Annotated in this window: 15 protein-coding genes and 1 tRNA gene; 5 read left to right on the top strand and 11 right to left on the bottom strand. The window is 72.5% G+C overall.

All coding sequences use genetic code 11. The features are described 5' to 3' along the window. Window positions 1-178 precede the first annotated feature (178 nt). A complete protein-coding gene (locus ACIPXM_RS26180; RefSeq protein ID WP_401659909.1) occupies window positions 179-1,120 on the bottom strand; it encodes an endonuclease/exonuclease/phosphatase family protein in 942 nt (313 codons plus the stop codon). Window positions 1,121-1,313: 193 nt separating this feature from the next. Here ACIPXM_RS26180 and ACIPXM_RS26175 point away from each other — a divergent pair, with 193 nt between their 5' ends. Together ACIPXM_RS26175 and ACIPXM_RS26170 are read left to right on the top strand one after the other, a co-directional pair. Continuing rightward, on the top strand, window positions 1,314-1,910 hold the full coding sequence (locus tag ACIPXM_RS26175) for a TetR/AcrR family transcriptional regulator (RefSeq protein ID WP_401659906.1): 597 nt from the start codon (window positions 1,314-1,316) through the stop codon (window positions 1,908-1,910). Window positions 1,911-1,927: 17 nt separating this feature from the next. Further along, window positions 1,928-2,821: an alpha/beta fold hydrolase gene (locus ACIPXM_RS26170; RefSeq protein ID WP_401659903.1), complete on the top strand. Its 894-nt coding sequence runs from the start codon at window positions 1,928-1,930 to the stop codon at window positions 2,819-2,821. A gap of 3 nt (window positions 2,822-2,824) precedes the next feature. On the opposite strand, the gene ACIPXM_RS26165 is transcribed toward ACIPXM_RS26170, so the two are convergent. Then, window positions 2,825-3,124, bottom strand: a complete 300-nt coding sequence (locus tag ACIPXM_RS26165; protein WP_401659901.1) for a hypothetical protein — start codon at window positions 3,122-3,124, stop codon at window positions 2,825-2,827. A 25-nt stretch (window positions 3,125-3,149) separates the two neighbouring features. Here ACIPXM_RS26165 and ACIPXM_RS26160 point away from each other — a divergent pair, with 25 nt between their 5' ends. After that, a complete protein-coding gene (locus ACIPXM_RS26160; protein ID WP_401659899.1) occupies window positions 3,150-3,497 on the top strand; it encodes a hypothetical protein in 348 nt (115 codons plus the stop codon). 214 nt (window positions 3,498-3,711) lie between these two features. Here the strand turns inward: ACIPXM_RS26160 and ACIPXM_RS26155 are convergent, their stop codons facing one another. The 8 genes from ACIPXM_RS26155 to ACIPXM_RS26120 form a co-directional block, all read right to left on the bottom strand. Next, window positions 3,712-4,722, bottom strand: coding sequence for an RNA polymerase sigma factor SigF (locus ACIPXM_RS26155; RefSeq protein WP_401659896.1), 1,011 nt, complete (start codon window positions 4,720-4,722; stop codon window positions 3,712-3,714). Between the two features lie 235 nt (window positions 4,723-4,957). Then, a complete protein-coding gene (locus tag ACIPXM_RS26150) occupies window positions 4,958-5,845 on the bottom strand; it encodes an RNA polymerase sigma factor SigF (protein WP_401659893.1) in 888 nt (295 codons plus the stop codon). Between the two features lie 278 nt (window positions 5,846-6,123). Next, a complete protein-coding gene (locus tag ACIPXM_RS26145; RefSeq protein WP_401659891.1) occupies window positions 6,124-6,417 on the bottom strand; it encodes a Dabb family protein in 294 nt (97 codons plus the stop codon). Window positions 6,418-6,513: 96 nt separating this feature from the next. After that, window positions 6,514-6,678, bottom strand: coding sequence for a hypothetical protein (locus ACIPXM_RS26140; protein ID WP_164986384.1), 165 nt, complete (start codon window positions 6,676-6,678; stop codon window positions 6,514-6,516). Window positions 6,679-7,208: 530 nt separating this feature from the next. Then, window positions 7,209-7,296, bottom strand: a tRNA-Ser gene (locus ACIPXM_RS26135). A gap of 125 nt (window positions 7,297-7,421) precedes the next feature. Further along, the gene (gene tadA / locus ACIPXM_RS26130; RefSeq protein ID WP_401660367.1) at window positions 7,422-7,850 is read right to left on the bottom strand and encodes a tRNA adenosine(34) deaminase TadA; all 429 of its coding nucleotides are present in this window, start codon (window positions 7,848-7,850) and stop codon (window positions 7,422-7,424) included. 191 nt (window positions 7,851-8,041) lie between these two features. Further along, window positions 8,042-8,578, bottom strand: a complete 537-nt coding sequence (locus ACIPXM_RS26125; protein ID WP_401659888.1) for a hypothetical protein — start codon at window positions 8,576-8,578, stop codon at window positions 8,042-8,044. A gap of 406 nt (window positions 8,579-8,984) precedes the next feature. Then, entirely contained in the window at window positions 8,985-9,185 is a 201-nt protein-coding gene (locus ACIPXM_RS26120) for a hypothetical protein (RefSeq protein WP_401659885.1), read from the bottom strand. Between the two features lie 89 nt (window positions 9,186-9,274). On the opposite strand from ACIPXM_RS26120, the gene upp reads away from it, so the two are divergent. Continuing rightward, entirely contained in the window at window positions 9,275-9,910 is a 636-nt protein-coding gene (gene upp, locus ACIPXM_RS26115; protein ID WP_401659882.1) for a uracil phosphoribosyltransferase, read from the top strand. A gap of 93 nt (window positions 9,911-10,003) precedes the next feature. Here upp and ACIPXM_RS26110 read toward each other — a convergent pair whose 3' ends face one another. Continuing rightward, window positions 10,004-10,642: a LytR C-terminal domain-containing protein gene (locus tag ACIPXM_RS26110; protein WP_401659879.1), complete on the bottom strand. Its 639-nt coding sequence runs from the start codon at window positions 10,640-10,642 to the stop codon at window positions 10,004-10,006. 192 nt (window positions 10,643-10,834) lie between these two features. On the opposite strand from ACIPXM_RS26110, the gene ACIPXM_RS26105 reads away from it, so the two are divergent. After that, window positions 10,835-10,991: transposase (locus ACIPXM_RS26105; RefSeq protein WP_362484472.1), on the top strand; the 157-nt coding region annotated here is incomplete at its 3' end.

Genomic DNA, 10,991 nt, shown 5'->3' with positions numbered 1-10,991 from the left:
AGGGGGGGGGGGGTGGGGGGGCACGCGGTCGGGGGGGGGGGGGCGGGGGGGCCCCGGGGCTCACCCCCCCCGGGGGGGGGGGGGGGGGGGGGGGGGGGCCCGGCCCGGCCGCCGGCCCCCGACGCACACACCGGACCCGGACCGGACCCGACCCCGGAGACCGGGGTCGGCGACGGCGTCAGGCCGCCGTCGCCACCACGCTGTAGATCATGAAGCGGTGGTCGGAGAGGTTGGCCTCGCCCTCGGCCGCGGCCTTGGGCTCGACCACGCACCACCGTCCCGGCAGGCTGCCGAAGATGTAGTCGATCTTGATGTTGGTGTTGTGGGTGGGCCGTCCGCCGCGCGGCTTGGTGGCACCCGGTTCGGCCACCTGGTCGCACTCCGCGTACCCGGGCGTGCCCTGACCCGCCCCGTACAACTCGGCGGGCTTCCACACCTTCGCGTGCTCGGCCCCGGCGTCCGGCGGCAGGGTGTTGAAGTCGCCGCCGAAGACGACCTGCGGGTAGTCCTCGACGACGTCCTTGACCGCGAGCATGTAGTCGTCGCGGTAGTCGAGCGCCGGGAAGTCGAGGTCAGACTCCTTGCGCGGCGCGTGCACGGCGCACAGCCGGACGTCGAAGTACGTCGCCGTCGCGCACTGGAACGGCGGGACCAGGTTCGTGCTGGGCCGGACCGTCGGGTAGGTGACGGCGTCCGCGAGGCCCGCCTTCGCGACGATCGCCGTGCCCACGTTGTCGTTAGGGTCCTTCGCTTCGCTCGTCCCCGGCTTGGTCTCGCACGGGCTGACCCGCAGTTCGGCCTTCTGCGACCAGTGGTACGGGGCGAAGCTCACGCTCCACGCCGGACCGAGCTGCGTCGTCAGCTCGGTCAGCGTGCTCTGGCAGACCTCCTGAAGCAGCATCGCCTGGACGTAGTTCTCCTGGACCTTCCGCTTGAGCAGCGCGACCTTCTCGGCGGTCCTGCGCTCCGCGCAGCCGCCCCACCGCACGACGTCGCACATGTTCCAGCTCAGCACCTGCAGGTTCGTGCCGGGCGGTGGAGCCGCCGCGACACTGCCGCCCGGGACCACCCCCGCGACCACCAGCGCGAGTCCGGCGGCCACCCCCCAGAACTTCCGCACCTGTCTCCCCACTTCCCGGCCGCGCCGCGACCGATCTCTCCGACGTCCGACGGAAGTCAGCACCTTACGCAACGGGCCGGGGCGGTCCCCGCCGGGCCGTGCCCTCCCGCGCCGCACCCCTACTTCCTAGAGGTGCTAGGTTTCTTCCTAGAGATACTAGGGATACGAGGAACGCTGGGAAGGGGGTCCGGGCATGGTCCGTGCCGGAATCACCGTCGAGCGGCTCGTCGCCGCGGGCGCCGAGCTCGCCGACGAGCAGGGCATCGACAAGGTCACCGTCTCCGCCCTCGCCCGCCGCTTCGGGGTGAAGGACGCGAGTCTGTACTCGCACGTGCGCAACCTGCGCGAACTGCGGGTGCGGATCGCGCTGCTCGCCTCGGACGAGATGAACCGGGCCATCGCCGCCGCCGTCGCCGGGCGGTCCGGCCGGAGCGCCCTGGTGGCGTTCGCGGACGCCTACCGCGACTACGCCCTCGCCCACCCCGGCCGCTACGCCGCCACCCAGCAGCGCATCGAGCCGGCCGAGATCGAGGACGCCGGGGGTGCCGCCGTGTTCCGGCAGGCCGTCGAGCTGACGTACGGGATGCTCCGCGGCTACGGCCTCGACGAGCCCGACAGCACCGACGCCGGGCGGCTGCTCCGCAGCACCTTCCACGGCTTCGTCCACATCGAGCTGAGCGGCGGCTTCGGGCACTCCCGCCCCGTCGCCGACTCCTGGGCGCGCTCGCTCGGCGCCCTCCACGAGACGCTGAAGAACTGGAACAACTCGAAGAACTGGGGGAACGCATGAGGTGCGAGGTGCGCACGGTGAAGGTTCCGGGGGCCACCCTGCGGTACGAGGTGCGGGGCGGCGGGCCGGTGCTGCTGCTCGTGCCCGGTGGGGCCGGGGACGCCGGACTGTACGAGGCGATGGCCGGGCCGCTGGTGGCCGCCGGGTTCACGGTCGTGTCGTACGACCAGCGCGGGCTCTCCCGCAGCCCGCTGGACGAGCCGCTGGACGAGCCGGGGGCCGCGGCGGGGGCCGCGAAGGACCAGCGGGTGGACGAGTGGCGGGAGGACGCGCGGGCGGTCCTGGCCGCCGTCGTGCCCGAGGGCGAGCGCGCGTACGTCTTCGGCAGCAGCTCCGGCGCCATCGTCGCCCTCGATCTGCTCGCCGCCCACCCCGACCTGCTGCACCGGGTCGTCGCCCATGAGCCGCCCCTGGTGGAACTGCTCGCCGACCCCTCCCCGTACCGCGCCCACTTCGCCGAGGTGCGCGAGCTGCTGCGCGGCCGGGGGCTCGGCGCGGCCATGGCGCGGTTCGGCGAGGCGCCCGACGGGCGGCGGCCGCCCGCCGCGCCGGACGGTCACGACGGCGGACTCCCGGAGGCCGTCCGGCCGATGGCCGACCGGATGGCCGCCAACATGCCGGTCTTCCTGGAGCGCGTGCTGTGCTCCTTCTCCTCCTCCGCGCCCGATCTCGACGGGCTGCGGGCGGCGGCCGGACGCCTGGTCCTCGGCCTCGGGGCGACGACCGCCGCCCAGAGCGCCGACGCGACGGCGCTGACCGGCCCGGCCCGGCGGCTCGCGGAGCTGACGGGCGCGGCGACGGTGGAGTTCCCCGGTGGCCACGTGGGGTGCGTCGAGCACCCGGCCGAGTTCGCGGCGCTGCTCGCCCGCGTCCTGCTCGCCCGCGTCCTGCACGCTCCGGCAGCTCCGTAGCGCTCAGCTCCAGGCGGCCGTGACCTTACGGGTGTCCACCCGCATCCCCAGCGGCACCCGCCAGGACTCCACGCAGACGGTGTACGTGCGGCTGCGGGTCGTCCCGGCCGCGATCGGCGCCGGGAGCGGCTGACTGCTGGTGACGGTGGCCCAGTCGACGCCGAGCGCGCCGATGACGTGGGTCGCGAACGTGACCGTCCCCGAACGGGCCGCCGAACCACCGGTGTTGCGGAAGGCGACGGTGACGTTCTCGCACCAGCGCTTGTCGGTGTCGGTGAGCACGGGGGCGGAGAGGGCGAGCACCGCGGGGCCGCTCGGGGGCGGGGTGGTGGGCGTCGTGGTCGGCGGTTTCGTCGTCGACGGCGGCGAAGAAGCAGACGGTCTTGTCGGGGGTGTGGACGGCGGCCTGGTCCCCGGGGCGGAGGTGCCGGGGGGCGTGCGGGGGGCCGTCGGCGGGCCCGGCACCGAAGGGGGCGCCGTCGCCGTGCCGGGCGCGCTCGGAGCCGTACCGCCGTTCGCCGCTCCGGGCTCGGGCGAGGGCTCGGGCGACGGGGATGACGTGCTGGAGGTGTCTCCCGGGCCCCGGGGCGCCTTGGGGTCCAGGGGCACCAGGGTCACGGCGCCGGACGGCGGCACCGCGCCGTTCGGCGCGGATCCGGAGCCCACCGCCGCGTAGCCCGTGCCGTCGTCACCCGCGCCGCACGCGGTCAGCGCTCCGCCGAGGCAGAGCGCGACCACCACGAGCCCAGGCCGTCCCGGCTGCCCCGGCCGTCCCGGTCGCTTCCTTCGCCACATGGTCGCAGTCTGGCTGACGATGTGTCAGTAAGGAAGCGGGGTACGGGATTTCGCGAAGGGAATCCGGTATGCGGTACGGGATCCGGTACGGGATCTCAGTCGGCGATCAGGCCCTCGCGGAGCTGCGCCAGGGTCCGGGTGAGCAGCCGCGAGACGTGCATCTGCGAGATGCCGACCTCCTCGCCGATCTGCGACTGGGTCATGTTCGCGAAGAAGCGGAGCATGATGATCTGCCGCTCGCGGGGCGGCAGTTTGGCGAGCAGCGGCTTGAGCGACTCGCGGTACTCGACGCCCTCAAGGGCGGTGTCCTCGTAGCCGAGGCGGTCCGCGAGCGAGCCCTCGCCGCCGTCGTCCTCGGGGGACGGTGAGTCGAGCGAGGAGGCGGTGTACGCGTTGCCGACGGCGAGGCCGTCGACCACGTCCTCCTCCGACACCCCGAGCACCGCGGCGAGTTCGGGCACGGTGGGGGAGCGGTCGAGCTTCTGCGAGAGCTCGTCGCTGGCCTTGGTGAGGGCGAGGCGCAGCTCCTGGAGGCGGCGCGGCACCCGCACCGACCACGAGGTGTCGCGGAAGAAGCGCTTGATCTCGCCGACCACGGTCGGCATCGCGAACGTCGGGAACTCCACACCGCGTTCGCAGTCGAACCGGTCGATCGCCTTGATCAGGCCGATCGTGCCGACCTGGACGATGTCCTCCATCGGCTCGTTGCGGGAGCGGAAGCGGGCGGCCGCGTAGCGCACGAGCGGGAGGTTGAGCTCGATGAGGGTGTCGCGGACGTAGGTGCGCTCCGGGCTGTCGGCGGCGACGCCGTCGTCGTCCAGGGCGCGCAGCCGCAGGAAGAGGGAGCGGGAGAGGGTGCGGGTGTCGAGCGCCTCGGGCGCGGCGGTGACCGTGCCGGTGGTGGCGGCGGGCGGCACGATCTCGTCGGGGGCGAGGTCCGGCGCGAGGTCGGCCGACGGGAGACCGGCGGACGGGAGACCGGCCGGCGGGAGGTCCGCGGCGCGGTCGGCCGTGGTGCTCTCCGCGGCGGTCGGCGCCGTCGTCTGCACGGGCACGGGCATGGGCGTGAGCGTGAGCACCTTCGAGCTGCCCTGATCTGCGGACATGCCACCCCCTTGAGGTCGCGGACGGTCGTGGCGGCCACGACCATCTGAGGAACGCAGCCTCCACCTGAATACCGGAGGCGGGGCTGCGCCAAACGCGGTTCCTGCAGAATGTCACATGTCGGCAACACGCTGTAGTGACTTGTCGACAAGGAGAGGGCGAATATCCGCAGGAAACAAGGGGTGTGCGGCATTTGGGAGGGCGGAAAACCGCCTGGAAACGGTCTACCCGTTTCAGTTACGCCTCGATCCTGTTTGCGGATCTCAGACGGGCGAAGCTGCGGGCGAGGAGCCTTGACACATGCATCTGGGAGACCCCGAGTTCCTGGCTGATCTGGGACTGGGTCAGATTGCTGTAGTAGCGCAGCATCAGGATGCGCTGCTCGCGCTCGGGGAGCTGGACGAGCAGATGCCGTACGAGATCGCGGTGTTCGACCCCGGCGAGCGCGGGGTCCTCGTAGCCGAGCCGGTCGAGCAGCCCGGGCAGGCCGTCGCCCTCCTGGGCCGCCTCAAGGGAGGTGGCGTGGTAGCTGCGGCCGGCCTCGATGCAGGCGAGCACCTCGTCCTCGCCGATTTTCAGCCGGTCCGCGATCTCGGCGGTGGTGGGGGAGCGGCCGTGCGCCGTGGTGAGGTCCTCGGTGGCGCCGTTGACCTGCACCCACAGCTCGTGGAGGCGGCGGGGGACGTGCACGGTACGGACGTTGTCGCGGAAGTAGCGCTTGATCTCGCCGACCACGGTGGGCATCGCGAAGGTGGGGAACTGGACGCCGCGGTCGGGGTCGAACCGGTCGATGGCGTTGATCAGGCCGATGGTGCCGACCTGGACCACGTCCTCCATGGGTTCGTTGCGGGAGCGGAAGCGGGCGGCGGCGTAGCGCACCAGCGGCAGGTTGGCCTCGATCAGGGCGCCGCGCACGCGGTGGTGCTCGGGGCTGCCGGGCTCCAGGTTCTTGAGCTGTCCGAAGAGCACCTGGGTGAGGGCGCGGGTGTCGGCGCCGCGGGTGCTCTGGGGTCTGGGGCGGGGAGGTTCGGGCGTCCCGGCCTCGTTCTGGGGTCTCGGGAGGGGAGACTCGGGTGTCCCGGCCTCGTTCTGGGGCGGGACTTGAGGCGCTGTACTGGCCGGCACGTTCACGCCACCCCTTCATGTCAACTTCGGTCGACTCATCCGTCAAAAGCGGTCATAGCATCACAAGACATGTCCACTGTGTGCAAGCACCGTATAACCACGTGTTGAGCGCAAGTTGGGCGGGTAAAACTGCGGGCCCCCTCGCCGGTGAACGGCTGGGGGCCCGAGGGAGCGCGTGCGGCGCGCGGGTGGGGCGCGCAGGGGGCGCGTGGGAGGGCGGTGGGACACCGGTGGGGGAGCGGTGGGGCACCGGTGGGGGAGCGACGCGGGGGCGGTGCCTAGAACTCGTAGTCGGCGATCACCCACGTGGCGAACTCCCGCCACTGGGCCACACCCGCCTGGTGCGCCGGGTGCTCCAGGTAGCCCTTCAGCGCGTCCGCGTCCTCGACGGCCGAGTTGATGGCGAAGTCGTACGCGATGGGGCGGTCGCTGATGTTCCAGGCGCACTCCCAGAACGTCAGCTCGGGGATCTGCCCGCCGAGGGCGCGGAACGCCTCGACGCCCGCGACCACGCGCGGGTCGTCGCGCCGCACGCCGTCGTTGAGCTTGAAGAGGACCAGATGGCGGATCACGGGCACTCCCGGGGGTTCCTGGCGCCCAGGTGATCCGGCCGGGTCGGGTGACGGCGAGCCCGTGGCAGCCGGTCGACGCGGGGCGTCGGGCCGCTGCTAGTTGACGAGCTCGGTCATGAACTGGCCGACGCCTTGAGCGGCGCTCGATATGCCCTCGAACCCTACCTGGACCAGGTCGGCGGCCCGGGCGGGGGAGGTGATGATCGTGTACAGCACAAAGACCACGACCGCGTAGAGCGCGATCTTCTTCGCCTGCGCCATTCCGTCCGTCCTCCCCTGGCCTGCCCGCCCCGTCGCCGCCCCGCCGCTGCCCGTGGCGTAGCGGGCGTACGTGGCGCCTGTGGCGCCCGTGGTGCCGCCGCCGGGGGCGGGCCGGGGCGCCGCCCCGCGCGGTCGCCGAGTCTAGCCCAGCGGCCCCCGCCCCCACTGACGGGTTCTTTATGGACCAAGGGCCCGTCGATCGGGGCCTTTTGCCGCCCTCCGGAAGGGTGACGGAGGAGCAGTATTGATGTCGAGCCCAGCGGATCTGGCAGGAATTCGCGGGGCTATTGGGACCGGCCCTCACTGCGGGGTCCGCGCCGCGAGCTTCCCCCCTGACTGCGGCGCAGGACTTGCGGAGCCGGTCCTCATCGGGGGGAGCGGCTTGTCCCCCCGATGCCGCTCCCCCCGTCCGAACCTTTTCTTCTGCCTACATGATTGTCATGCACCTGACAGTAGGTGTGCCGGTGGAGATCTGACGGGCAAACAGAAACCGCCCCGACGCTCGTTTCCGAGCTTCGGGGCGGTTCCTATGGCGGTAGCGGAGGGATTTGAACCCTCGGTGAGTTTCCCCACACTCGCTTTCGAGGCGAGCTCCTTCGGCCGCTCGGACACGCTACCGAGAGAGAGCTTAGCCCAAAGGTGCCCGAGGAAAGAAATCGGTGTCCCTGAGCCCTGCGCGGGGCGGCCGGGACGCGCCCCCGTCCGGCCCCTTCAAGGCCCCGTCGCGGCTCCTCCGCGGCCGGTCACCGATCCCGGAAGAAGGCGGTCAGCTGCGCCGAGCACTCCGCCTCCAGGACCCCGGAGATCACCTCGGGCCGGTGGTTGAGCCGCTGGTCGCGGACCAGGTCCCAGAGCGAACCGGTGGCGCCCGCCTTCTCGTCGAAGGCGCCGAAGACCACCCGTTCGACCCGCGCCTGGACGAGCGCGCCCGCGCACATCACGCACGGTTCGAGGGTCACCACGAGCGTGCAGCCGGTCAGCCGCCACTCGCCGGTCGCCGCCGCGGCCCGGCGCAGCGCGAGGACCTCGGCGTGCCCGGTGGGGTCGCCGGTGGCCTCGCGCTCGTTGTGACCGCGCGCGAGGACCGTGCCGTCCGGGCCGAGCACGACCGCGCCGACCGGCACGTCACCGGCCGCGGCGGCCCGCCCGGCCTCGGCGAGGGCCAGCCGCATCGGATCCCGCCAGGGATCCCGTACGAGATCGGTCACGGGGTCGGGTACGAGATCGGGTACGGGGTCGGGTACGGGACCGGGGGCCCGGTCCGGTACGGGATCCCTGACGGGATCCGACGCGGGGCCCGTGTCCGCGTCGGGGCCCGTGACCGGGCCGGGCCCCGCCGGTCCTTCTGGTGCTGGGTGGGGCACTAGCGCACGGTCTCCAGGATGTCCGCCGCGCCGATCGCCTCGGCGATCTCGCCCAGGGCGTCGTCGGTGAGGGCGAGCAGCGCCTTCTCCGAGACCCCGAGGTCGGCCAGGATGTGGCCCTCGCCGAGCGGCCCGGCGGGCGCCACGGAGCCGTCCGCGGTGGTCTCGTCGTCGTCCTCGTCGTCGTCCACGTGTTCCGGCTCGCCGTCCTCGGTGCCGTCGAGGTCGAGCGCGTCGAGCTCGGCGTCCGGGTCGTCGTGGCCGAGGAGTTCCGAGGTGAGCATCTCCCCGTACGAGGAGCGGGCGGCGGCCGCCGCGTTCGAGATGAACACGCGGGGGTCGTCCTCGCCATCGACGCGGACGATGGCGAACCACGCGTCCTCCTGCTCGATGTAGACGAGCACCGTCTCCCCGTCGTCGGTGGCGGACTCGCGGGCCAGATCGGCCAGGTCCGCCATCGTCTCCACGTCGTCGAGCTCTGTATCGCTCGCTTCCCACCCGTCTTCGGTGCGCGCGAGCAGTGCGGCGAAGTACACCTGACTCTCCCACTGATCAGAGGTGTGATGATCCGGCGGCGCGCTCCTGAATGCCCCGCCCAATCGGCATCGTGACAGAAACCTCGGCCTCAGGAGAGGTCTTCGGCTCTTGCGTCGTGCATCAGTCTGAACGACGCACGGATCAAGTGGCCGTGCACCCCCGGCGCGCGGAGGGGGCGCGTGTCGGACCCGCCCCGGACGTCCCCGAGCCCGCCCGCGGCCGGACATCCGCAGGCCATGGGGCGGCCATCGGGGGAGGTCAGGGGGCGGGTGCGGAGCCGTCCGGGGGCCGGGTGACGGATGCGGGGTCGGTGGCGGCCGCCGTCCGCGCGCGGGTCACCGGCGGCCGGTCGCCGACAGCGGATCACCGGCGGCCGGTCATCGCCGACCGGTCACCGACGGCCGGTCACCAACGGAACGTGCGCATCCGCATCGCCTGGCGCATCCGGGCCGCCCGGGCCCGGCGCGGCTGCACCCGGTCGCGCAGCGCTTTCGCCTCGTGCAGTTCGCGCAGGAACTGCGCACGGCGGCGACGCCGCTCCGCGTCGCTCTCCCGCCGGATCTCGGGATCGGGCGTCTCTTCCAGGTCGGGCACCGGCCACACCACCCTTGACGAGGGTTCCCCTGTGCCCCCACCTTCCCCCGTCGGCGACCGTTGACGCCAGTCCCGGCCGTTCGGCCGGTTACTGTGGGGACATGCGTCTCCACGTCGTCGATCACCCGCTGGTCGCCCACAAGCTCACCACGCTGCGCGACAAGCGCACGGACTCCCCGACCTTCCGCCGGCTCGCCGACGAACTGGTCACGCTGCTCGCCTACGAGGCGACCCGGGACGTGCGCACCGAGCAGGTCGACATCGAGACCCCGGTCACCCCGACGACCGGTGTGAAGCTGTCGTACCCGCGTCCGCTCGTGGTCCCGATCCTGCGCGCCGGTCTCGGCATGCTGGACGGCATGGTCCGGCTGCTGCCGACGGCCGAGGTCGGCTTCCTCGGCATGATCCGCAACGAGGAGACGCTCGAGGCGTCCACCTACGCCACGCGGATGCCGGAGGACCTCTCGGGCCGCCAGGTGTACGTCCTGGACCCGATGCTGGCGACCGGCGGCACGCTGGTGGCGGCGATCCAGGAGCTGATCCGGCGCGGCGCCGACGACGTGACCGCGGTCGTGCTGCTCGCCGCCCCCGAGGGCGTCGCGGTCATGGAGCGCGAGCTCGCGGGCACGCCGGTGACCGTCGTGACGGCCTCCGTGGACGAGCGCCTCAACGAGCACGGCTACATCGTGCCGGGCCTCGGCGACGCGGGCGACCGCATGTACGGCTCCGCCGAGTAGGACCGGTCGTCGTACCGGTCGTCGTACCGGTCCCCGGGCCGTGGCCGGGCGGGATCGCACCCCCGGCCTCGGCCCCGCGGGGTCAGCAGCTGCTCAGCAGCGGCCGGGCACCGGCTTCGGCTTGTTGAGCGCGGCGAGCGCCGCGTCCGCCGCCGTCTTCGCGTCGAGGTTCTTGAACGCGGTACCGATGATCAGGTCGACGTCCGCCGTGGTGCGGGCGTCGACCTTTGTCGTGGCGCCCTTGAGCTGGGTGCCGAGCACCGAGAAGGTGCCCTTGGTGGCCCCGGGGGAGCCGAGCAGCAGCCCGGTGCCGGGGACCTTCTTGTCGTACGCCGTGGGCGCGTTGCCCACCTTCCCGATGCCGAAGCCGCGCTTCTTCAGCTCGTCCGCCGTCGTCTTGGCGAGCCCGCCGCGCGGGGTCGCGTTGTAGACGTTCACGGTGATCTGCGCGGGCCTGGGCAGCGGCGCGCCGGCCGCCCGGGCGGCGCCCGAGGGGCCGGGGGCGGGCTTGCAGTCGGTCGGCTTCCCGGCAGCGGTCGTGGTCCTGCCGTCGCCGCCGGAGAAGACGTCGACGAGCTGCCATGTTCCCCAGCCCGCCGCGCCCAGCGCGAGCACGGCGCCGGTGGCCCCGAGGATGATCCTGCGCCGACGGTGGGGGCGGCGCATCCGGGGATAGACATCCCCTGTGATGCGGTACTTTCCGCCCATTCCGGGGGGAGTGAGCATGCTCATGAGCGCAGCGTAATGCCGCCTGTCGGGGATGCCTACTGGATGATCATGTGATCGCGTCCGGATGGGCGTGAAGAGGCCCCGAAAGGATCACCTGCGAGGTCGGGTCGTCACCCGCGAGTGAATCCGGCCGGGCGGGCCGGACAGGCCCTAGGCAGTGTCTTCAAATGATCACCAGTGGTGGATCATGGTGTCGTGATTCGTCGCCATGAACTGTCCGATGCCGAGTGGGAGTTCGTTCGGCCGTTGCTGCCTGAGTCGTTGCGGGGGCGGAAGCGGTTGGACGACCGCCGGGTCCTGAACGGGATCGTGTGGAAGTTCCGGACCGGGACGGCCTGGCGGGACGTGCCCG

The sequence above is a fragment of the Streptomyces sp. NPDC090025 genome (genome assembly GCF_044748125.1).
Lineage (GTDB): Bacteria > Actinomycetota > Actinomycetes > Streptomycetales > Streptomycetaceae > Streptomyces.
This window is presented reverse-complemented; position numbering and strand designations above follow the sequence as displayed.